This window comes from Candidatus Avoscillospira sp. LCP25S3_F1 (genome assembly GCF_052117125.1).
GTDB lineage: Bacteria > Bacillota > Clostridia > Oscillospirales > Oscillospiraceae > Avoscillospira_A.
The window spans coordinates 104,621-125,728 of sequence record NZ_JBQKJT010000012.1; the positions used below are offsets into that span (position 1 = coordinate 104,621).

At 60.5% G+C, this 21,108-nt stretch carries 18 protein-coding genes; 4 read left to right on the plus strand and 14 right to left on the minus strand.

Translation table 11 applies throughout. The features are described from left to right. Nucleotides 1–45: 45 nt before the first annotated feature. From ACTQ33_RS12025 to xdhA, 6 genes are all read right to left on the minus strand, one after another. Nucleotides 46–1,005, minus strand: a complete 960-nt coding sequence (locus tag ACTQ33_RS12025) for a substrate-binding domain-containing protein (protein WP_441464838.1) — start codon at nt 1,003–1,005, stop codon at nt 46–48. Continuing rightward, nucleotides 992–2,752, minus strand: coding sequence for a cache domain-containing sensor histidine kinase (locus ACTQ33_RS12030; RefSeq protein ID WP_441464839.1), 1,761 nt, complete (start codon nt 2,750–2,752; stop codon nt 992–994). The genes ACTQ33_RS12025 and ACTQ33_RS12030 overlap by 14 nt, the downstream gene beginning before the upstream one ends. Continuing rightward, nucleotides 2,749–4,314, minus strand: coding sequence for a response regulator (locus ACTQ33_RS12035; protein ID WP_441464840.1), 1,566 nt, complete (start codon nt 4,312–4,314; stop codon nt 2,749–2,751). The genes ACTQ33_RS12030 and ACTQ33_RS12035 overlap by 4 nt, the downstream gene beginning before the upstream one ends. Before the next feature lie 670 nt (nt 4,315–4,984). Further along, on the minus strand, nt 4,985–5,482 hold the full coding sequence (gene xdhC, locus ACTQ33_RS12040; protein ID WP_441464841.1) for a xanthine dehydrogenase subunit XdhC: 498 nt from the start codon (nt 5,480–5,482) through the stop codon (nt 4,985–4,987). Further along, nucleotides 5,482–6,363: a xanthine dehydrogenase subunit XdhB gene (gene xdhB, locus ACTQ33_RS12045; RefSeq protein ID WP_441464842.1), complete on the minus strand. Its 882-nt coding sequence runs from the start codon at nt 6,361–6,363 to the stop codon at nt 5,482–5,484. The genes xdhC and xdhB overlap by 1 nt, the downstream gene beginning before the upstream one ends. 15 nt (nt 6,364–6,378) lie before the next feature. Beyond that, nucleotides 6,379–8,661, minus strand: a complete 2,283-nt coding sequence (gene xdhA, locus ACTQ33_RS12050) for a xanthine dehydrogenase subunit XdhA (protein ID WP_441464843.1) — start codon at nt 8,659–8,661, stop codon at nt 6,379–6,381. 254 nt (nt 8,662–8,915) lie between these two features. Here xdhA and ACTQ33_RS12055 point away from each other — a divergent pair, with 254 nt between their 5' ends. Beyond that, nucleotides 8,916–9,500, plus strand: coding sequence for a nucleotidyltransferase family protein (locus tag ACTQ33_RS12055; RefSeq protein WP_441464844.1), 585 nt, complete (start codon nt 8,916–8,918; stop codon nt 9,498–9,500). 545 nt (nt 9,501–10,045) lie between these two features. Here ACTQ33_RS12055 and xdh read toward each other — a convergent pair. After that, complete coding sequence (gene xdh / locus ACTQ33_RS12060; protein ID WP_441464845.1) at nt 10,046–12,598, minus strand: selenium-dependent xanthine dehydrogenase; 2,553 nt, start codon at nt 12,596–12,598, stop codon at nt 10,046–10,048. 355 nt (nt 12,599–12,953) lie between these two features. Here xdh and gap point away from each other — a divergent pair, with 355 nt between their 5' ends. Continuing rightward, nucleotides 12,954–13,970, plus strand: a complete 1,017-nt coding sequence (gene gap / locus ACTQ33_RS12065; RefSeq protein WP_441464846.1) for a type I glyceraldehyde-3-phosphate dehydrogenase — start codon at nt 12,954–12,956, stop codon at nt 13,968–13,970. Nucleotides 13,971–14,324: 354 nt separating this feature from the next. On the opposite strand, the gene ACTQ33_RS12070 is transcribed toward gap, so the two are convergent. From ACTQ33_RS12070 to ACTQ33_RS12100, 7 genes are read right to left on the minus strand one after another with little or no spacing between them, the layout of a single operon-like run. Further along, nucleotides 14,325–14,750 (minus strand): aspartate carbamoyltransferase regulatory subunit, encoded by a 426-nt coding sequence (locus tag ACTQ33_RS12070; protein WP_441464847.1) that lies wholly within the window; start codon nt 14,748–14,750, stop codon nt 14,325–14,327. Continuing rightward, nucleotides 14,747–15,664 (minus strand): aspartate carbamoyltransferase, encoded by a 918-nt coding sequence (pyrB, locus tag ACTQ33_RS12075; RefSeq protein ID WP_441464848.1) that lies wholly within the window; start codon nt 15,662–15,664, stop codon nt 14,747–14,749. The genes ACTQ33_RS12070 and pyrB overlap by 4 nt, the downstream gene beginning before the upstream one ends. 12 nt (nt 15,665–15,676) lie before the next feature. Continuing rightward, nucleotides 15,677–16,315: an orotate phosphoribosyltransferase gene (gene pyrE / locus ACTQ33_RS12080; RefSeq protein ID WP_441464849.1), complete on the minus strand. Its 639-nt coding sequence runs from the start codon at nt 16,313–16,315 to the stop codon at nt 15,677–15,679. Between the two features lie 24 nt (nt 16,316–16,339). Beyond that, nucleotides 16,340–17,041: an orotidine-5'-phosphate decarboxylase gene (gene pyrF, locus ACTQ33_RS12085; protein WP_441464850.1), complete on the minus strand. Its 702-nt coding sequence runs from the start codon at nt 17,039–17,041 to the stop codon at nt 16,340–16,342. After that, entirely contained in the window at nt 17,038–17,952 is a 915-nt protein-coding gene (locus ACTQ33_RS12090; RefSeq protein WP_441464851.1) for a dihydroorotate dehydrogenase, read from the minus strand. Before ACTQ33_RS12090 ends, pyrF begins: the two co-directional genes overlap by 4 nt. Further along, nucleotides 17,946–18,683 (minus strand): iron-sulfur cluster-binding protein, encoded by a 738-nt coding sequence (locus ACTQ33_RS12095; RefSeq protein ID WP_441464852.1) that lies wholly within the window; start codon nt 18,681–18,683, stop codon nt 17,946–17,948. The genes ACTQ33_RS12090 and ACTQ33_RS12095 overlap by 7 nt, the downstream gene beginning before the upstream one ends. Continuing rightward, on the minus strand, nt 18,676–19,956 hold the full coding sequence (locus ACTQ33_RS12100) for a dihydroorotase (protein ID WP_441464853.1): 1,281 nt from the start codon (nt 19,954–19,956) through the stop codon (nt 18,676–18,678). Before ACTQ33_RS12100 ends, ACTQ33_RS12095 begins: the two co-directional genes overlap by 8 nt. 187 nt (nt 19,957–20,143) lie before the next feature. Here ACTQ33_RS12100 and ACTQ33_RS12105 point away from each other — a divergent pair, with 187 nt between their 5' ends. Both ACTQ33_RS12105 and ACTQ33_RS12110 read left to right on the plus strand, forming a co-directional pair. Next, nucleotides 20,144–20,572 (plus strand): hypothetical protein, encoded by a 429-nt coding sequence (locus ACTQ33_RS12105; RefSeq protein WP_441464854.1) that lies wholly within the window; start codon nt 20,144–20,146, stop codon nt 20,570–20,572. A gap of 146 nt (nt 20,573–20,718) precedes the next feature. Beyond that, nucleotides 20,719–21,069 carry a hypothetical protein gene (locus ACTQ33_RS12110; RefSeq protein ID WP_441464855.1) on the plus strand — a complete coding sequence of 117 codons (351 nt, stop codon included), beginning with the start codon at nt 20,719–20,721 and terminating at the stop codon, nt 21,067–21,069. Nucleotides 21,070–21,108: the final 39 nt, after the last annotated feature.

The window sequence follows — 21,108 nt, forward strand, 5'->3', positions numbered from 1 at the left end:
AGCAAAAGGTGAAAAAGATACACAAATTTCACAAGGGTACCAGAACTAGAACGGAAATAACAATTTCTGATTGTCAGAATTGTACATATTGTCCTGTGTGATAATGACGCAGGGGATTTCGGTAAAGGCGGGTACCGACTGGCCCCGGACCACCCGCGCCGCCTGTTCCACGGCGGCGTAGCCCATGTTGAAGGGCTGCTGGATGGTGATGGACTGGATGACGCCCTGTTCCAGATATTGAATCTGCTGGCGGGAGTTGTCGCAGCCCACCACGGTGATCTGTCCGCCCAGTCCCTGCTCCGTCAGCACCTGGGCCACGGCCAGATTGCAGACCTCGTTGGCGCAGACGAAGCCCCGCAGGTCCGGGTACTGTTCCAGCAGCTCCCGGGCGATGGCGGCGGCGTTGTCGAAGGTGTTCTCGCAGTCGTAGACGCCCACCACCTCCACGTCGGGGCAGTCTGCCAGGACGTCCAGGGCGCCGTCCACCCGGCGGATGCCCGAAGAGGAATAGGAGCTGTGGGTCAGGATGGCCACGGGACCGCTGTCCAGATTTTCCAACAGCTGGGCGCCCAGGCTGCGGCCGATTTCATAGTTGTCGCTGGCGACAAAGGTGGTCCGGGCGTCGGTGTTCACGTCGGAGTCCATGGTGATGACGTCGATGCCGGCGGCCACGGCCTCCCGGGTGACGTCCACCAGCCGGTCATAGTCGGAGGCCACCAGAATGATGGCGTCGGGATGGGTGGCGATGACGTCCTCCATAACGGTGATCTGCTGGTCCACGGCCGATTCCGAGTCGGAGCCGGTGACGGTGACCTCCACCCCCAGCTCTTCCACGGCGCTGTCCACGCCGTCCATGACCTCGCCCCAGAATTCCGCCGTCTCCACGGTGGTTTTCAGCACCAGGGCAATGCGGACCCGGTCCTCCTCGCTGCCGGTGAACCGGAAGGCCAGCAGGCACAGCAGGACGCAGAGGAGCAGACAGACGATGAGTTTACGATAGCGCATGGTCGGGTTCCTCCGTTTCCTCCGTCAGCCGGGGCAGAATCAGCATGGCCGTGGTGCCACGGTCCGGTTCAGAAAAGAATTTCAGGCCGAACTGACTGCCGAAGTACATTTGCAGCCGTTCGTGGACGTTGTACACGCCGATTTTCGACGAGCCCTCGTCGCTTTCCTTGGGTTCCAGAATGTGGGCCAGCTGGTCCGGCGTCATGCCCAGGCCGTCATCCTCCACAGTGATGATCAGCTGGTCCTCATCCAGCATGGAGGCGACCCGGATGGAACCGCCGTCCTCCTTGACCTTGATGCCGTGATAGATGGCGTTTTCCACCAGAGGCTGCAAGACCAGCTTTGGCAGACGGCAATCCAGGGTGTCCGGTTCCACGTCCAGCTTATAGCGGAGCTTCTCCCGGTAGCGCATTTTCTGAATGGTCAGATAGCTTTCCACATGGGAGACCTCCTCCCGCAGGGTGATGATATCCTCGCCCCGGCCGATGGAGGTCCGCAGCAGCTGGGCCAATGCCTGGGTCATCTCCACCACCTCTTCATTGCGTCCGGCGTGGCTCATCCAGATGATGGAATCCAACGTATTATAGAGGAAATGGGGCTTGATCTGGGCTTGGAGCAAGGCCCATTCCGTCTCCCGCTTCTGTTCCTCCGTGCGCTTCTGCTCGGCCATCAAATCCTGAATGGTGCCGATCATGTGGTTAAAGGTGTCGCTGAGCTGGGTAACCTCGCTGCCGGAGCGGATATCGCTGCGGATGGTGAAGTCGCCGCCCTCCACCGAATGCATGATGGTGGTCAGCTTCCGCAGGGGGGTGGTGATGGCGCGGGAGATGAGAATGGACAGGACCAGGGCCGCTCCCACGGCCACGGCGTCAATGACAAGATACTGGCGGAACAGTTCCGACTGAGGTTCCTGAAGCTCCTCGGCGTAGGCCACGCCCATCACAGTCCAGCCGGTGGACTGGGAGCAGTGGGAGAAGTAGAGCCGCTGGCCCGATTCGTCGTCAATGGTCAGCGGTTGGCTGTCGTCCCGGCCGACGGCTTCCATGTGTTCCTGTAAGAGTCCGGCGTTGAGCAGCTTCTGTTTGGGATGCCAGAGGATGCCGCCGCTGCTGTCCACCAGGAAGAGATAACCCCGGTTGCCCAGGTCCACGCTGGCGCAGATATCGGTGATGATGTCATAACGCAGGTCCACCAGCAGGACGCCCAGGAGACTGCCCCGGCTGTCGGTGATGGCCTGGGACAGGGAGATGACCCAGGGGTATTGGCCCTCCACCAGATTTTCCACCCGGGAGGTGGAGATGTGGACCTGATCGGGTTGGGTCACCGCCGTCTGGAACCATCCGGCGTTCTGATAGGCGGCGTAGGGGTTGAGACGGTAGAATGGGTCATCGAAGAGCACCCGGCCGTCGGCGGCGGCCAGGGCGATGGCGAAAATCTCATCCCGGGTGGTGGCCGCGTGGCTCAGAATGGACGCAACGGCCTCCTGCTGGGACGAGTCCCGCAGATAGGCCGTCACAGCACTGTTGCGGACGATGAAATTGGACAGGTCCTTGAGGTAGTCCACATACATGTCCATCTGGGAGTTGACCTGGGAGATCAGTTGGTTGGTGTAGTCGGTGGCCACGCTTTGGAGCTGGCGGCGGTTGTTCTCGTAGGAGCGGGCGTTGATGAGCAGCGTCACGGCCATAATGAGGATGGTAAAGGCTGTGACCATGGCCGTGGTGATGCTGTAGCGTCGGTGCTTCATCGGCGTTCCTCCCGATACTCCCGGGGCGTTTTGCCCACGGTGCGTTTGAAGGCCACAGAGAAATAGTGGGGGTCCGTGAAACCGATGCGGTCGGCAATTTCCTGAGTCCGCAGATTGGAGGTGGCCAGCAGCAGTTTGGCCTTTTCCATACGGACCGCCGTCAGATATTCGGTAAAGGTCTGGCCCGTCCGGGCCTTGAAGGCCGACGAAAAATAGCTTTTACTGACATTGAGCAAACTCAGCAGCTCTGTCAGAGAAAAAGCGCTGTCGTGGTAGTTCTGCTGAATGAGACCCATGGCCCGTTCCACGCAGAGCCGGGCCGGGTCCTCGTCTTCGGAGGTCCGGGCCGAACGCAGCAGAAAGGCGGTCAGTTGGGACAGTTCCCGTTCGGCCTGGTCCAGGGTCAGCCATTGCTCCGTGGGCGACAGGACGGGGGCGGCGCTGGCGCCGTCGGCGGGAATCAGGTCGGTCAGCAGGAATCGGAGCCGTTCCAGCAGGGGCAGACAGCTGTCCCGGTGGAGTTTGCGGCGGCGCAGTTCGTCGAACAGGGCCTGCATCCGGCGGGTCGCCTCGTCGCCGTTGCCGTCGGCCAGAGCCTGGCGCAGGGGCTGGGTGGAGGGCAGGGGGTCCGCCTCGGTGACGGACCGTTCAGCGGCCCGGCACAGGTGATCCACCAGCAGCCGCTGGGGCTGGGTGAAGGCGTAGCCCAGAGCGTGGTGGGCTTCCCGGAAGGTTCGATGGAGACCGCCGGGGCCGGTGCAGCAGGAGCCGATACCCGTGGCGGCGGGGGCGCCGGTGAGCCGGGCCACGGCGTCGGACAGCATGACGGCGGCGTCGCGGCAGCGGCTGGTGACTTCCTCATCGCTGCGGCCGCCCACCAGCAGCACCGGGTAGACGTCCTCCACTACGGCGGCGGTGCAGTGGGGGAAACGGGTGGCTACGGACTGGGCCGCGTCCTGGAGGTGCTGGGACTGGGTGGCGGCTTCCAGATGGCCCTGGGGCTGGCAGAACACAGCGCCGTAGACGGCGCAGTTCAGCTGCAATCCGGCTTCCTCGGCGCTGCGGCGGACCTGATCGGCGGTAGGCTGCGTCCGCAGAATGGTGCGGAACAGGGCGCTTCGCAGGATGGTTTCGGCCTGATAGGCCCGGCTTTGCAGGGAGCGGAGATTGCTCCGCTTGCTGTTGCGGCTGTCCAGATCGGCGGAGAGTTTTTCCAGAATGGCGCAGAATTCCCGGGGTACGACAGGTTTCAGAATAAAATCATGGACCCGCAGTTTGATGGCCTGTTGGGCATAGGAAAATTCACTGAATCCCGTGAGAATCACCACAAAGATAGACGGATAGTGCTCCTGCAGATGGCGGGCCAGTTCCAGACCGTCCACGAAGGGCATACAGATATCCGTGACCACCACATCGGGCAATACGGAACCCATGCGTTCCAGCGCTTCACGGCCATTTTCGCAGGCGCAGGCCATGGTGAAGCCGTAGCGTTCCCAGTCGATATTGTGAATCATGCTTTCGCGGACGATGGCCTCATCCTCTACCAGCATCAGTTTATACATAGACAGCCCGCCTCCTGTGGGTCGTATTGGTTCGATTATACTGTATTGTGGGAAAAAATGCAAAACCTATCAACAGGGCCTCCCGAACAGTAATCAAAAGTTTTACTCGATTTTTTTCAAAAAATCGCAGGGGTCCAGGGGGCAGCGCCCCCGGTCGCGCCTCGCAAGGCGCGAAACACCCGCCCCGCGCACGGGGCGAAACTCCCTGTCGTCCACAGCGCCATCCGCAGATGGCGCAACCCCCGGCCGTAGGCCATGGTCCCCGCCGCCGCCCCTGCGGGGTGGACGGCGGGGGGCATCTGCTAACTTACGAACAACAATGCACTTCCTACAAAGGATGTAGGGTGGGACCTGCGTCTCCCACCGCCGGTGCGGTGTTCAACGGTACCCGGTACCGCAAGAAGGCCGCCGTCCGCCACCCCGTGATGGGGTGGGGACGGCGGCCTTACGGCTTCGCCGTGGGGATTGCGCCATCTGCGGATGGCGCTTTGGGACGATTGGGGATTTCGCGCCGTGCGCGGCGCGGGTGTTTCGCCCGCTGCGGCGGGCGGGTATTTCGCCCGTTGCGACGGGCGGGAGTTTCGCCCCGTGCGCGGGGCGACCAGAGGCGCTGCCTCTGGACTCCGCGATTTTTTGAAAAAAATCGAGTAAAACTTTTAATTTTGGGTGCTTACTCGGTGGGGAGCTCTTTGCCGAGGCGGCGGTACATGGTCTTCTTGACCGCCCGCAGGATATTCTGATATCCCGTGCAGCGGCACAGATGACCCGACAGCAGCTTCCGCAACTCCTCGTCGCTGTACAGCTTACCGCTCTCGAGAATCTCCACCGCCGTCATAATAAAGCCCGGCGTGCAGAAGCCGCACTGAATGGCCGCTTCATCCACAAAGGCCTGTTGAATGTCGCTCAGCTCGCCGTTGGGTCCCAACAGACTTTCCAGCGTCCGGACGTGCTTGCCGTCCACCCACACCGCCAGATAGATGCAGGAGTTGAAGCACTCGCCGTCAATGATGACGTTGCACGCGCCGCATTCGCCCACCTCGCAGCCCTTCTTCACCGAGGTCATCCGGTAGTCGTTGCGCAGCACGTCCGTCAAAGACGCCCGCACATCCACCATGGTTTCCACGTCCTTGCCGTTGAGGTTCCAGTGGATCAGCTTATATTGTGCCATTACAACGCACCTCCCGCCAGTTCAATGGATTTCTGCAATGCCCGCTTGGCCAATTCCACCGCGATGTGCTGCCGGAAGGCTTTGGAGGCGCGCCAGCTGTCTCTGGGGTTGATGTCCTCCAGAACCGCCTTGGAGAACGTCTCCAGAGCGTCCGGAGAGACGGCCTTGCCGCGGGCGGCAGCTTCCGCCGTGGGGCACCGCATGGGCACCGGACCCGCCACGCCGTAGGCAATGCGCACATCCTCCATGGTCTTCTTGTCGGCGGACAGCTTCACATTGACCGAGCAGCCCGTGGTGGCAATGTCCATGGCGTTGCGCATGGCGTACTTGATATAGTGGCCCTGGTAGCCTTCGTAGGCCGCCTTGGGAATCAAAAGGGCCGTCTGAATCTCGTCGGGGTGCAAATCCACCACACCGGCCTTGATATAGAAGTCCCGGATGGGCAGACGGCGGACGCCGTCCTTGCCGGTCAGCTCCACAATGGCGTCCCAGGCCAGCAGGGTAGAGGCGGAATCGGCGGAGGTGACGCCGTTGCAGGTGTTGCCGCCGATGGTGCCGATGTTGCGGATTTGGGGGCCGCCCACCTGGTCCACGGCCTCGCCCAGGACGTTGATGTGGGCCTGGATGATGGGACTCTGGGTGATGTGGGAAAAGCTGGTAAGAGAGCCGATGCGGATGGTGCCGTCGTCCTCCAGCGTCACGCCTCGAAGGGCGTCGATGCCGTAAATGCTGAGGAGTTCACAGCCTGCCAGCTTGCCCTCGCGCATTTTAATGAGCACGTCGGAGCCGCCGGCGATGATGTGGGCGTCCGGGTGCTCCAGCCGCAAGGCTACGGCCTGCTCCACGGTTTGGGCTTCGTAGAGCGCTTTAATATCGTACATGTGCAGGGGCCTCCTTTACAGCAGACCGGCTTCGGTGAAGCGGTCAAAGAGAATGTGGGGCGTCACCGGAGCGCGGTCCACGGCCACGCCGGTGGCGTTGAGGATGGCGTTGCGGATGGCCGGCGCACCGGAGCAGGCCGGGGGTTCGCCCAGGGCCTTCGTGCCGTAGGGGCTGGTCGGCTCGGCGTTCTCCACGAAGTCCACCGTCAGGTCGGGATGGTCCATAAAGGTGGACAGCTTGTAGTCCAGCAGATTGTTGTTGAGCGCCCGGCCCGTCTTGGGGTCAAACTTCAACTCCTCGCTGAGACCGTAGCCGATGGCCATGGACATACCGCCGTGGACCTGGGCCTCGGCCAGCTGCGGGTTGATGAGGGTGCCGCAGTCGTGGACATTGACCAGGTTCAGGAGCTTGACCTTGCACAGGGGGATATCCACTTCTACCTCGGCAAAGCTGCATCCGAAGGAATAGGCGTTGTTCTTGATCTGGTAGGTGCTCTCGGCGGTGAGATGCTCGCTGTGCTCCAGGGAGTACAGGGCCTCCGTGGCCAGCTCGCCCAGAGTCATCAGCTCCCGGCCGTCGGAGGTCCGGACGATCTTCCCGTCCCGGATATCCAAAAGGGACACGTCCTGGCGGGTCAGCTCCTTGGCGTAGCGGAGAATCCGTTCCTTGAGCAGGGTGGCCGTCTGCTTGATGGCAAAACCGCCGATGTACGTCTGACGGGACGCATATGCGCCGGTACCGAAGGGGGTCACGTCGGTATCCTGGGTGGAAACCGGGTGGACGTCCTCCACGGGGATACCCAGAGCTTCGGCGGCCATCTGGGCAAAGGCCGTGTCGCAGCCCTGGCCGATCTCCGTTTCACCGGTCTGCATCTGAATGGAGCCGTCCTGGTTCAGCACCATGCGGCAGGAGCTGGACTCCAGGGAGATGGGCCACACGGCGGTGTTGTACCAGAAGAGGGCCATGCCCACACCCCGGCGAACGGGGCCGGTCTGGTTGGCATATTCCTTCTGCTTGCGGCGGAAATCCGACAGGATCAGGCCCTTGTCCATGACCTGATTGAAGGTGTCGTAGTAGTTCTCGTTCTTGGAGAAGCCGTCCACATAGCCCTGGGGCATGACGTGGGAGCGGCGGAAGTCCACGGGGTCGGCTCCAATGGCCTTGCACACGTCGTCAATGTGGGCTTCGCCTGCAAACATGGCCTGGGGGATGCCGTAGCCGCGCATGGCGCCGGCGGCGGGCCGGTTGGTGTAGACGGTGTAGGAATCACATTCCACGTTGTCGCAGGGGTACAGCTGGGGGAAGGCGTTCATGCCCTTGGCAGTGACGCCGTGGCCGTGGGAGGCGTAAGCGCCCTGATTGGAGAAGCACTCCAGCTTGCGGGCGGCAAAGGTGCCGTCGGGCCGCACCCAGGAGATGATGTGGGAACGGATGGCGTGGCGGACGCGGTTGGAGACGAAGGTCTCTTCGCGGGAACAGTCGATCTTGACGAGCCGGCCGCCCAGCATATAGGACAGCCAGGCGCAAAGCGGCTCATACAGGGCGTCCTGCTTGTTGCCGAAGCCGCCGCCGATGTAGGGTTTGACGATGCGGACCTTGCCCCAGGGGATATTCAGCGCCTGACCGACGACGCGGCGGACGATGTGAGGAATCTGGGTGGAGGAGGTGACAATGATGCGGCCCGCCTCCATCTGGGCGTAACAGACGTGGTTTTCGATGTGACAGTGCTGGACTGTGGGGGTGTCGTACCAGCCCTCGACCTTGATGAGGCCCGGTTCCTGGATGGCCGTTTCATAGTCGCCCTTGCGGACGCTGGAGTGGCCCAGGATGTTGCCGGGGAACTTCTCCTGAATCTGGGGAGCGTCGGGTTTCATGGCCTCCTGCGCGTCCAGAACAAAGGGGAGTTCCTCATATTCCACCCGGATGGCCCGTTCAGCCTGAGCGGCGGCCACCTCGTTTTCGGCCACCACCACACAGACGTCGTCGCCGTAGTAGCGGACGTGGCGGTTCAGCAGCAGCCGGTCGGCCACGTCCTGATGATGGGGGTCCGTGGACCAGGGGTGGCCTGCAGTGGGGAAGGGGACATCGGGAACGTCGAAGCAGGTAAAGACCTTCACCACACCGGGGATGGCTTCGGCGGCGGCGGTATCGACAGACTTGACAAAGCCGTGGGCGATCTCGGAATGTTTGATCCGGGCCACCAGCGCCGATTTGTCGCACAGATCGTCGGTGTACTTGGCGCGGCCGGTGGCCTTGTCGTAGGCATCGACGCGGGTGACAGATTTGCCTACTACCATGGGTTAGCCCTCCTTATTGAATCATTGTAGAAAGGCAGCGCCGCACAATGGTGCCGACGGACCGGGGCGGTCCACTTGTCAAATTGTGCGGCGCTGCCTAAAAAGTGACGGGGTTTGACTTCTGTATTAGAAATTATATCATAGTTTTGAAAGAGAAAAAAGGCATAGGGTAATATTTTCAAAAGAATAATGGTCTGCTGCGGTTGCGGCAGCCGGTTTTTTTGGATATACTACGGAAAAAAGGAGGCGGTGTTGTGGAACACTTGCGTGTGGGCTGTCTGCTGATGGCGGCGGGCAGCGGCAGCCGGTTCGGCGGCCGCAAATTGCAGGCGGAGCTGGATGGAAAGACGCTGCTGGAGCGGGCATTGGAGACGATTCCCGACGGGGTTTTTGCAAAAATCGTGGTGGTGACTTCGCCGGAGCTGGCCGATCATATCGCAGGATATCCGGCGGAGGTCTGTGTCAACGACCGGCCGGAGGAGGGTTTGAGCCGCACGGTCCGTCTGGGGACGGAACGGCTGATGGATTGTGACGGCATTTTGTATCTGGTCAGTGACCAGCCCTTGCTGGTACCCAGTACGGTGGGCCGGGTTGTGTCGGCGTGGCGGCAGCAGCCGGATCGTATCGCCGCCGCCTGTCACGGCGGACGGCGGGGGAATCCGTGCTTGTTTCCTAAAAAACTGTATGGAGAATTGTGCAGCTTGACGGGAGATACCGGCGGCAGCGCCGTCATCAAGGCACACGCGGAGCTGCTGTTGCCGGTGGAAACCGACGAGCGGGAGTTGACGGACGTGGATACGCCGGAGACGCTGCGCGTCCTGCAACAGGAAAATAGTTAAAAGTTTTACTCGATTTTTTTCAAAAAATCGCGGTTTCCAAAGGCAGAGCCTTTGGTCGCGCCGCGCACGGCGCGAAATTCTCTGTCGTCCAAAGCGCCATCCGCAGATGGCGCAACTCCCACGGCGAAGCCGTAAGGCCACCGTCCCCACCCCAATACGGGTGGCGGACGGCGGCCTTTTCGTATCTCATCTGTCGGCGGCAAAACACGCTGATGCCACTATCAGTACAGGCAGCAGCAACGCCCCGGTGCGGTAATAAAAGATGTCCCCCGCCATCCACCCCACAGGGGCGGCGGCGGGGGACATGGCCGTTGGCCGGGAACTGCGCCATCTGCGGATGGCGCTTTGGGCCGCTTTGGAGAGTTCGCGCTGTGCGCGGCGCGGGCGTTTCGCTGGCTGCGGCCAGCGGGTATTTCGCCCGTTGCGACGGGCGGGAGTTTCGCCCCGTGCGCGGGGCGACCAGAGGCTCTGCCTCTGGACTCCGCGATTTTTTGAAAAAATCGAGTAAAACTTTTAAGATTTGGTGCTGTGCGGGTTGTTGGTGCTTACTTTTTCCGGGAATACGGTGTATTCTCCAAGGGCAGGGAGGTGCGGAACTGGCCGTCAAACCGGTAATAGGCGTCGGCGATGGCCGGGGCCGTGGGAATGGATGTGATCTCACCGATACCAATGGCGCCCTTGGCCAGCTTCAGACCGGCTTTTTCCACCAGAATGGCCTTGACCTGAGGAATCTTGTCGGCCTTGAACAGTCCCAGCGTACCGAATTTGGCCGTGGGACGGCAGTCCACCACCGGATACTGCTCCGTCAGGGCGAAGCCCAGGGACATGACCACGCCGCCCTCGATCTGGCCTTCGCAGGCCTTGGGGTTCACGGCCTTGCCCACATCGTGGGCGGCAATGATGGCGTCCACCTTGCCGTCCTCCTTCAGCAGACACACCTGTGTGGCGTAGCCGTAGGCCACATGGCTCACGGGATTGGGGACGTCCGCGCCCAGGGGGTCCGTCTTGGCCAGATACATACCGAAATACTCCTTGCCGTTGAGGGCTTCCAACGGCTGATCGCCCAACGCTTCTTTCAGCTGTGTGGCCGCCCGCAGGCAGGCTTCGCCGGTGATGAGGGTCTGGCGGGAGCCGGAGGTGGTACCGGAGTCGGGGGCGTTGAAGGTGCTGGCCCGCTCATAGACCACCTGATCCCGCCGCAGGCCCGTGGCGTCGCACACCATCTGGGTCAGCACCGTGCCCAGACCCTGGCCGATGCAGGACGCGCCGGCGTTGATGTGTACCTTGCCGTCGATGACGTTCAGCAGTACCCGGCCTGTGTCGGGAATGCCCACGCCCACGCCCGCGTTTTTCATGGCGCAGGCGATACCGGCGTAGGGGGTGCTTTCATAGTAGGGCTTCACGGCCAGCAGCGTCTCCACCAGACCCGTGGACTCGTCCACGATCTGGCCGTTGGGCAGCTCCTGCCCCGGCCGGATGGCGTTGCGGAACCGGATTTCCCAATGGCTGATGCCCACCAGATCGGCCATCTTGTTCAGCAGGCTTTCAATGGCAAAGCAGGACTGGGTGACGCCGAAGCCCCGGAACGCGCCGGCGGGCGGATTATTGGTGTAGTAGGCGTAGCCGTCGATCTGGAAGTTCTGATAGTTGTAGGGACCGGCGGCGTGAGTGCAGGCGCGCTCCAAAACGGGGCCGCCCAGGGAGGCATACGCGCCGGTATCGGCGATGATGTTGGCCGCCACACCCTGAATGATGCCGTTTTCGTCGCAGCCCAAGGCAAACTCCATTTCCATGGGGTGGCGCTTGGGGTGGATCAGCAGGCTTTCCGCCCGGGTCAGCTTTACCTTGACGGGCCGCTTGGTCAGATAGGCCACCAACGCCGCGTGGTGCTGGACCGTCACATCCTCCTTGCCGCCGAAGCCGCCGCCCACCAGGGCGTTCTGGACCTTCACCAGCTCGGCGGGCAGACCCAGCATCCGCATGGTCTCATGCTGGGTGTCGTAGACGCCCTGGTCCGTGGAAATGACCATGACGCCCTCGCCGTCGGGATAGGCCACGGCGCATTCCGGCTCCAGGAAAGCGTGCTCCGTAAAGGGTGTGGAGAACCGCTCGGTGAGCACATACTTGGACTTGGCAATGGCAAACGCCGCATTGCCCCGCTGGATGTGCTTATGGGCCAGCAGATTGCCCTCCCGGTGGACCAGGGGCGCGTCGGGCAGCATGGCCTCCTGGGGAGAGCGGACCATGGGCAATTCTTCGTATTCCACCTTGACCAGCTTTTTTGCCTCCTGGAGAATTTCCGGGGTCTCGGCGGCTACAATGCAGATGGCGTCGCCCAGATAGTGGGTGATATCGCCCACGGCAATCATGGTGTCCCAGTCGTGGACCAGGTGGCCCACCTTGTTCATGCCGGGGATGTCCTCGGCGGTGAACACGCCCACCACGCCGGGCAATGCCTTGGCTTCCGCAGTGTCAATGGAAAGCACTCTGGCTCTGGGGTAGGCGCTGCGGACGGCGCTGGCATAGATCATGCCGTCCAGATAGATGTCGTCGGGGTACTGGCCGGTACCCAGCACCTTTTCCGCCGCGTCCACCCGGTGGACATGGCTGCCCACGTTCCAATGGTCGGGGGCCTGGGGGACAGACCCGTTGCGCAGATACTCCGCTGCCAGCAGAATGGCCTGGATGATCTTCACATAGCCCGTGCAGCGGCAGATGTTGGTACGGATGGCAAAGGCGGCTTCTTCCTCCGTGGGGTTGGGGTTGGAATCCAGCAGGGCCTTGGCGCTCATGACCATGCCGGGAATACAGAAGCCGCACTGCACCGCGCCGGCCTCGGCAAAGGCGGCGGTGTAAACCTCTTTTTCAAAGGGGGAAAGGCCCTCGACGGTGAGGACCTGCTTGCCCTCCAGTTTGGCGGTGGTGGGGACGCAGGCCCGGGTGGGCTTGCCGTCCACCAGAACGGTGCAGGTGCCGCAGGCGCCCTCGCTGCATCCGTCCTTGACGGACGTCAGGCGCAGCTCGTCCCGCAGAAAGCGGATGAGCTTTTCGTTGCCGGAGGCGTGGACCTCCGTGCCGTTGACAAAAAATGTAGCCATATCAAACATCCTCCCAGGTACCCGGTGCGGGCGGTCTTATAGATCGTTGCGGATGCTAAAAAATTTTGTATTACCCTAAAAAATATTATAAACCTTTTTCGCAAAAAAGGCAAGGGGGACCGAGTTTTTTCCTCTGGAATTGTTAAAATAGTATGAATACTGCCAAACATATACAAATCGATACGGTGGGAATGATATTGTTTTATGGAAAATACCAGGTGGGCAACCGCTTTACAGCAAAATCAAAATGGATTATAATAATGGGGAACGAAAAGTCTAACTTTCCTGAACATTTGGTGTGCAGAAGTAGTCTTTTCTGATCCAAGTGTATGTATTGAATTGGAGGAAGTTACAAATGTCTGTTAAAGTTGCGATTAATGGTTTTGGCCGTATCGGTCGTCTGGCTTTCCGTCAGATGTTTGGCGCTGAGGGCTTTGAGGTTGTGGCCATCAACGACCTGACCAGCCCCGCCATGCTGGCTCACCTGCTGAAGTACGACTCCACCCAGGGCAACTACGCTGCTCAGGGCCATGTTGTTGAGGCCGGCGAGGACCACATTGTTGTGGACGGCAAGAAGATCACCATCTATGCCAAGGCCAACGCTGCCGAGCTGCCCTGGGGCGAGCTGGGTGTGGACGTTGTCCTGGAGTGCACCGGCTTCTATACTTCCAAGGCTAAGGCTCAGGCTCACATCGACGCCGGCGCCAAGAAGGTCGTTATCTCCGCTCCTGCCGGCAACGATCTGCCCACCATCGTTTATAACGTCAACCACAACACCCTGACCAAGGAAGACAACATCATCTCCGCCGCTTCCTGCACCACCAACTGCCTGGCTCCCATGGCTAAGGCTCTGAATGATCTGGCCTCCATCGAGTCCGGCATCATGTGCACCATCCATGCCTACACCGGCGATCAGATGATCCTGGACGGCCCCCAGAGAAAGGGCGACCTGCGTCGTTCCAGAGCTGGCGCTGTGAACATCGTTCCCAACTCCACCGGCGCTGCCAAGGCCATCGGCCTGGTTATCCCCGAGCTGAACGGCAAGCTGATCGGCGCTGCCCAGCGTGTTCCCACCCCCACCGGCTCCACCACCATCCTGAACGCTGTCTGCGCCAAGAGCGTCACCGTTGACGAGATCAACGCCGCCATGAAGGCTGCCGCCACCGAGTCCTTCGGCTACAACACCGACGAGATCGTTTCCTCCGATGTCATCGGCATGCGTTACGGCTCCCTGTTCGACGCCACCCAGACCATGGTCTGCAAGCTGCCCGACGGCAAGACTCAGGTGCAGGTTGTTTCCTGGTACGACAACGAGAACTCCTATGTTTCTCAGATGGTCCGCACCATCAAGCACTTCTCCACTCTGCTGTAATTTCCCCCAAGCACATAGAGAGCCGCTGCCTGTTGGGGCAGCGGCTTTTTTGCGTCCAGCGCGGCGTGAATGCCAACCGGAGCATACGAAAAGACTGCCGACAGACTGTAAGGTGTTCCGCCGCCGGGAAAAGTGACAGATGCGCCCCGGTGCGGGGCGGACCATGCTGCCGGTTGCCGCACAAAAAAGCCGCCGTCCACCACCCGCAATGGGGTGGGGACGGCGGTCTTACAGCTTCGTCGTGGGGATTTCGCCCGCTGCGGCGGGCGACCAGAGGCGATGCCTCTGGTCGCCTCGATTTTTTGAAAAAATCGAGCAAACCTTTCGTGTCTGGGTGGTATTACAGGGGAAATATTACCGCTTGAACTCCGTATCGCAGTAGGCGCAGCGGTAGGAACGATTCCCATCAGCCTTGTGGGTCAGCAGGAAGAGGGCCTCCAGATGGGGCTCCGTGGAGGTGATGCAGCGGGGATTCTTGCAGTGGATGACATTGACCAGCTTGGTGGGCAGCTCCAGGGGCTTCTTCTCCAGCAGCTTGCCGTCCTGAATGACGTTGACGGTGATGCCGGGGTCGATGTAGCCGAGAACCGTCAAATCCAGATCGATGAGGGAATCAATTTTAATGATATCCTTTTTGCCCATCTTGCTGCTCTTGACATTCTTGATGATGGCCACGGAGCAGTCCAGCTCATTGAGCTTCAGATACTTGTAGATCTCCATGCTGCGGCCGGCTTTGATGTGGTCGAGAACGTAGCCGTTGCGAATGCTGTCGATGTTCATGCGTGCACCTCCAGAAGTTTCATGATAAGAGCCATGCGGACAAATTTACCATTGGCGGCCTGACGGAAATAGCAGGCTCGGGGGTCCTTGTCCACATCCACGGTGATCTCATTGACGCGGGGCAGGGGATGGAGCACCCGCATTTCGGGCTTGGCAGCGGCCAGCTTTTCCGGGTCGAGGATGTAGGTGTCCCGTAGACGCAGGTAGTCGGCCTCGTTGAAGAACCGCTCCTTCTGGACGCGGGTCATGTAGAGAATGTCCAGCTGGGGCATGGCGTCCTCCATGCTCTCCACTTCCACATAGTCCTTGCCCTGGGCGTCCAGAACGTTCTCCTTCAGGTAGTCGGGAATCTTCAATTCCGGGGGAGAGATGAAAATGAACTTGATGTTCTCATACCGGCACAGGGCGGTGACCAGGGAGTGGACCGTGCGGCCGAATTTCAGGTCGCCGCAGAAGCCGATGGTCAGGTTGTCCAGATGGCCGAACTCCCGGTGGATGGTCAGCAGGTCCGTCAACGTCTGGGTGGGGTGGTTGTGGCCGCCGTCACCGGCGTTGATGACGGGGATGGAGGAAACCTGGGTGGCGGCGTAGGGCGCGCCCTCCTTGGGATGGCGCATGGCAATGATGTCGGCGTAGCCGCTGACCACCTGCACCGTGTCGCCTACGGTCTCGCCCTTGGAGGCGGAGCTGGTGGAGGCGTCGGAGAAGCCCAGGGTGCGGCCGCCCAAATCCAGCATGGCGGCCTCGAAGGACAGGCGGGTACGGGTGGAAGGCTCAAAGAACAACGTTGCCAGCTTCTTGCCGTGGCAGACCTCGGCATACTTGGCGGGGTTGGCAATGATGTCTTCAGCGGTGGCGATGAGCTCGTCGATCTCCTCCACACTCAGGTCGATGATGTCAATGAGATGTCTCATGAAATGGGTTCCTCACTTTCTCCAGCTGTCGTCGGACGGGTTGTTGCGGAAAGCCTTGAGCCGGGCAATATCCTCGGGCTTGATGTAACCTTCCTCGGCGGCCACTTCACAGACGGCGTCGAAGTTGGACAGGCTTACATTCTTGGCGTTGGCAGCGGCCAGCCGGTCCAGGCCCTTCTGCATACCGTAGGTGAAGATGCTGACGATGCCCAGCACATCGGCTCCGGCTTCCCGCAGGGCCTCCACCACTTCAATGCAGCTGCCGCCGGTGGAGATCAGGTCCTCCACAACGACAACTTTCTGGCCCTTTTCCAGTTTGCCCTCGATGCGGTTGCCGCGACCGTGGTCCTTGTTGCCGGAACGGACGTAGCCCATGGGCAGGTTCAGAATGTGGCCGCAGATGGCGGCGTGGGCGATACCGGCGGTGGAGGTGCCCATGAGCACTTCACAGTCGGGGTAGTGCCGGCGGATCAGCTCGCACAGGCCGTTCTCGATCTCCGTGCGGACCGCCGGGGCCGTCAGGGTCAGGCGGTTGTCGCAGTAGATGGGGCTCTTGATGCCGCTGGCCCAGGTGAACGGGTCGTCGGGCCGCAGGAACACGGCGTGAATGGACAGCAGCGCCTTGGCGATCTTCTTTTCCATAGTTTCCATATCTGAATCTCCTTTGAGATGGATTTACTGGCCTAAAAATTCCTTGCAGCAGCGCTCGTAGGCGGCCACCGGGTCGGCGGCCTGGGTGATGGGACGGCCCACCACGATAAAGTCGCTGCCGGACTGACCGGCCCGCTCGGGGGTCATGATGCGCTTTTGGTCGCCCACGTCGCCGTCGGCGAAGCGGATGCCGGGGGTCACGGTGAGGAAGCTCTCGCCGCAGGTGTCCTTGACCTTCCGGGCCTCCAGGGGGGAGCACACCACGCCGTCCAGACCGCTGTCGGCGGCGTTCTTGGCGTAGCGCATGACGGTTTCGTCCATGGGGACGTCAATAAGCAGTTCATTTTTTAACGTTTCCGCGTCGGTGGAGGTCAGCTGGGTCACGGCGATCAGCAGGGGACGGGTGCCGTCGGCTTTCGTCAGACCCTCCAGAGCGCCTTTCATCATGGTGGACGCACCGGCGGCATGGACGTTGACCATGTCCACGTCCAGATGGCTCAGCACGCTCATGGCCCGCTTGACGGTGTTGGGAATGTCGTGGAGCTTCAAATCCAGAAAGATTTTATGGCCCCGGGCCTTGATTTCCCGGATGATGGCGGGGCCTTCGGCGTAGAACAGCTCCATGCCGATTTTCACGAAGGGTTTCCGGCCCTGGAACTGGTCCAGAAAGGCCAGCGTCTCGTCTTTGGTGGGGAAATCCAGTGCAATGATGACGTCTTTGTTCATCGGTGTGCGCCTCCTGTCAAGTCACTCAATTTGGTCACGCCCAGGCTCTCGCAGAGCGCGGGCAGGTCTTCGATGATGTTTTTGCAGGCGTAGGGGTCCCGCAGGTTGGCTGCGCCCACCTGTACCGCCGTCGCGCCCGCCAGCATCAGCTCCACGGCGTCCCGGGCGGAACTGACGCCGCCCATGCCAATGATGGGGATGTTGACCGCCTCATACACCTGGTACACCATGCGCACGGCAATGGGCAGCAGGGCCGGACCGGACAGGCCGCCGGTGCCGTTGGCCAGGATGGGTTTTCTGGTCTTCAAATCCAGCCGCATGCCCAAAAGGGTGTTGATGAGGCTGACGCCGTCGGCGCCCTCGGCCTCACAGGCCCGGGCAATTTCGGCAATGTCGGTGACATTGGGGGTCAGCTTCATATAGATGGGCTTTTTCGTCACAGCCCGGACGGCTTTCGTCACCTGGGCCGCGCCATCGGCGGTGTTGCCGAAGTTCTGGCCGCCGCAGTGGAGGTTGGGGCAGGAGATATTGACCTCGATGATGCCCACCTGTTCACAATCGGAAATCTTCCGGACGTTTTCGGCGTACTCGTCCAGAGAAAAGCCGCCGATGTTGGCAACCAGCGGCTTGTGGAAAATCTTTGCCAGCTCCGCCAGTTCGTGGGCGATGACCGCATCGATGCCGGGGTTCTGGAGACCCACGGCGTTGAGCATACCGGAGGGCGTCTCCGCAATGCGGGGCGTGGGGTTGCCAAAGCGGGGCTCTGCCGTGGTGCCCTTAAAGGAAATGCTGCCCAGAATGTCGAGATCATAGAACTGGGCAAACTCCTGGCCGAATCCAAAGGTGCCACTGGCGGGGATGATGGGGTTGTCCAGTTTTACGCCGGACAGAGTCACGGAAAGGTCTACCATACGATCTCCTCCTTGCAGAGCACAGGGCCGTCCTTGCAGATGCGCTTGGTGCCGTACTTGGTCTTGCAGGTGCAGCCGACGCAGGCGCCGAAGCCGCAGCCCATGCGTTCTTCAAAACTGAACTGGCCGTCCACGATCTGGGGCATACCATCCACCGCTTTCAGCATGGGGATGGGGCCGCAGCACAGGGAGTAGTCACAGTCAGTCTGCTCGATGACCGCCGTCACAAAGCCCTTTGTTCCATAGCTGCCGTCCACAGTGGACACCAGCACGGGGCAGCCCAGGGCCTTGAATTCGTCCTCGTAAAACAATTCTTTCGTGCTCCCGAAGCCCAGGGCGATAGTAGGCGTCACGCCTTTGGCGAGAAACGCTTTCGCCAGGGCATAGAGGGGCGGCACACCCACGCCGCCGCCCACCAGGACGGGCTTATGGTTCAGAGCCTTGTCCACATCGTAGCCATTGCCCAGTCCCATGAGGACGGAAAATTCCGTGCCGATGGGGGAGCCGCAAAGGGTCTGGGTGCCGCTGCCCATGGCGCGGCAAATGAGCACCAGCTTGTCCGCGGCCCAGTCGCAGACGGAGATGGGACGGCGCAGGAAATGGCCCTGGACGGCGATGTTGACAAACTGGCCGGGCCGGGTGATGGCCGACGTGTCGCCGGAGAAGGTCAGCTCCCACACGTCGTGGGTCAGCTGCCGCTTGCCGCGCAGGGTCAGAGTGGCTTCATTCATGGGGCACCTCCCGTTTATAGACGATCTTGCCGCCGCAGATGGTCCAATCCACAGTGGCTTCGGCGGTCATGCCGGCAAAGGGCGTGGCCCGTCCCTTGGTCACAAAGGTTTCCGGGTCCACGGGGGCGGCGGGGGTGTCGAGGGAAAGCACCGTCAGGTCGGCGGGCTGGCCCTCGGCGATGACGCCGCCGGGGAATCCAAAAATCTGCCGGGGCCGCACAATCAGCCGGTCCAGAACCGTGTTGAGGGACACCTTGCCGGTCTTTACCAGGTAGGTGTAGACCATGGGGAACGCCGTCTCCAAACCGACCACGCCCATGGCGCTGTCCCGGAGACCCTTGGATTTTTCCTCGGCGCTGTGGGGTGCGTGGTCCGTGGCGATGCAGTCGATGGTGCCGTCCAGCAGACCGGCCACCAGGGCGTCCCGGTCGGCCCGGCTCCGCAGGGGCGGATTCATCTTAAACCGGGCGTCCTCCTGTAGGTCCTCGTCGCAGAGGATCAGATAATGGGGGCCGGTCTCACAGGTGACGGGCAAGCCCTTGGATTTGGCCCGGCGAATCAGCTCCACCGACTCCCGGGTGGAGATGTGGCACACATGGTAGGGGCAGCCGGTTTCCTCCACCAGCTTCAAATCCCGTTCCACCTGCCGCCATTCGCTTTCGGAGCAGATGCCGGGGTAACCGTGGGCTTTGGCCCATTGGCCGTCGTGGATGCAGCCGCCCCGGAGCAATTCGTTGACCTCACAGTGAGCCACAATGTGTTTGCCCAGCTTTTTGGCCTCCACCATGGCGGCCCGCATCATGGCATCGGACTGGACGCCCCGGCCATCGTCGGAAAAGCCTGCCACATGGGGGGCCATGTCGGAAAGGTCCGCCAGCGTCTGGCCCTGTTCGCCCTTGGTGATGGCGCCGTAGGGGTAGACGTGAACGACGGCGTCCCGCTCGATGATATCCAGCTGCTGCTGCAAGGTCTCGGCGCTGTCAGGCACCGGCTTGAGGTTGGGCATGGAGCAAACGGCGGTGTAACCGCCGGCGGCAGCGGCAGCGGTACCGCTGGCAATGGTCTCCTTATAAGAAAAGCCGGGCTCACGAAGATGAACATGGACATCTACGAAACCCGGAACCAATAACCGATCATGGAGTTCAATCACCGTATAGCCGGTGGCATCGACGGAAGGGGAAACGGAAACAATACGCCCATCAGCAATGGCAACGTCGCGTTTTTCCAATGTGCTGTTGTTCCATACCAGACCGCCGGTCAGCAGATACTGCATAGCATAACCTCCTGCTTCATTCTCAATTGTGTATTGTATCGCATCCAGCGGCGAAAGTCAACGACAATTCCCGCTGCTCCGGTGGAACGCAGATTGTAATATTAAATGCGAAAGAACAACCACTATGTCAAATGACTAGGGCTTGCTCAATCGCATTTATTTTTTTCTGCAAAGGAGGCGACATTTAATGGCTAATTCCCATCTCTCCACAAGATATCCTGGTGGATTCCGGCTGACGATGAAAACGGCCAAAGAACTGGCCCGGCAAGAGTTCGGGACAGCCGTTGGCCTGATGCGCGATCCCGGTACTAACCTGGATGGCTACTTCGTAATGAACTTTGGAAACCTTGCAATTACCATCCGGCCCGATATCAGAATGAGTGGGTGCATCGAAGTACGCGCAGGAATGAGTACTATGAACCATAACTGTGTCGGATATTTTGACCCTGCAACACTGGAGCCACGCTACGATGTTATGGAGCGGTATGAGCAAGAAGAAAATCAAGACCGGCTGGAGCAGCTGGTATTCGGAGCTGGGCCAGAGCAGTGTCACAAATTAATTGAGCTTCTGCTCAAAGCGCAGGGAATAGAACCGATCAAGATATCTGGAGGATAACCATGAGCCGAAAAGAAAAAGGAGCGACCGATCTGGATAGGCTGTGTCACAAGCTATGACTTACCAAAAGGTGCAGGTTACCAGGTGGCCGGTCAATGCCAGGAATACGGTGGATTGTTGATGGTCTACTACTAGGAGAGCTTGACATGTCAGAATCCGTAAATCTCAATAAATGTACCAAACAGGAACTACTGATTTTAATTGGCTTTATGCGTCAGCATGATTTGGGAGATCGGTGCTTTTCCCTTGCTTGGGATGAGATGTTGTACAAGCGAGATCTGGACAATCTGACCGAGGCCAAGATGCAGTTGCAAATTGCCCGTGATGCGCGAGATCAGTATTGTGAAATCATGAAACCTTATGACGGGAAATGTATCTTGGACATACCGCAGGATGTATTTGACCAGGGTGCAGCGCTGTTAGCCCAGGCCGAGGCCGCTGATAAAAAATGGACCCGTCTTATGGGGATCAATCGCAAAAAAGAAAAGAGGAAATGACAACAATATCCGAGAGATCAGCCGTGAGATGGCCTTGGG

What these genes read in the sequence shown, in the direction of transcription:
- ACTQ33_RS12025 (WP_441464838.1), bottom strand. Translation starts at nt 1,005, where the DNA reads ATGCGCTATCGTAAACTCATCGTCTGTCTGCTCCTCTGCGTCCTGCTG.
- ACTQ33_RS12035 (WP_441464840.1), bottom strand. Translation starts at nt 4,314, where the DNA reads ATGTATAAACTGATGCTGGTAGAGGATGAGGCCATCGTCCGCGAAAGC.
- pyrE (WP_441464849.1), bottom strand. Translation starts at nt 16,315, where the DNA reads ATGGAAACTATGGAAAAGAAGATCGCCAAGGCGCTGCTGTCCATTCAC.
- ACTQ33_RS12030 (WP_441464839.1), bottom strand. Translation starts at nt 2,752, where the DNA reads ATGAAGCACCGACGCTACAGCATCACCACGGCCATGGTCACAGCCTTT.
- ACTQ33_RS12105 (WP_441464854.1), top strand. Translation starts at nt 20,144, where the DNA reads ATGGCTAATTCCCATCTCTCCACAAGATATCCTGGTGGATTCCGGCTG.
- pyrF (WP_441464850.1), bottom strand. Translation starts at nt 17,041, where the DNA reads ATGAACAAAGACGTCATCATTGCACTGGATTTCCCCACCAAAGACGAG.
- gap (WP_441464846.1), top strand. Translation starts at nt 12,954, where the DNA reads ATGTCTGTTAAAGTTGCGATTAATGGTTTTGGCCGTATCGGTCGTCTG.
- xdhA (WP_441464843.1), bottom strand. Translation starts at nt 8,661, where the DNA reads ATGGTAGTAGGCAAATCTGTCACCCGCGTCGATGCCTACGACAAGGCC.
- ACTQ33_RS12100 (WP_441464853.1), bottom strand. Translation starts at nt 19,956, where the DNA reads ATGCAGTATCTGCTGACCGGCGGTCTGGTATGGAACAACAGCACATTG.
- pyrB (WP_441464848.1), bottom strand. Translation starts at nt 15,664, where the DNA reads ATGAGACATCTCATTGACATCATCGACCTGAGTGTGGAGGAGATCGAC.
- xdhB (WP_441464842.1), bottom strand. Translation starts at nt 6,363, where the DNA reads ATGTACGATATTAAAGCGCTCTACGAAGCCCAAACCGTGGAGCAGGCC.
- ACTQ33_RS12070 (WP_441464847.1), bottom strand. Translation starts at nt 14,750, where the DNA reads ATGAACATCGACAGCATTCGCAACGGCTACGTTCTCGACCACATCAAA.
- xdhC (WP_441464841.1), bottom strand. Translation starts at nt 5,482, where the DNA reads ATGGCACAATATAAGCTGATCCACTGGAACCTCAACGGCAAGGACGTG.
- ACTQ33_RS12095 (WP_441464852.1), bottom strand. Translation starts at nt 18,683, where the DNA reads ATGAATGAAGCCACTCTGACCCTGCGCGGCAAGCGGCAGCTGACCCAC.
- ACTQ33_RS12110 (WP_441464855.1), top strand. Translation starts at nt 20,719, where the DNA reads ATGTCAGAATCCGTAAATCTCAATAAATGTACCAAACAGGAACTACTG.
- xdh (WP_441464845.1), bottom strand. Translation starts at nt 12,598, where the DNA reads ATGGCTACATTTTTTGTCAACGGCACGGAGGTCCACGCCTCCGGCAAC.
- ACTQ33_RS12090 (WP_441464851.1), bottom strand. Translation starts at nt 17,952, where the DNA reads ATGGTAGACCTTTCCGTGACTCTGTCCGGCGTAAAACTGGACAACCCC.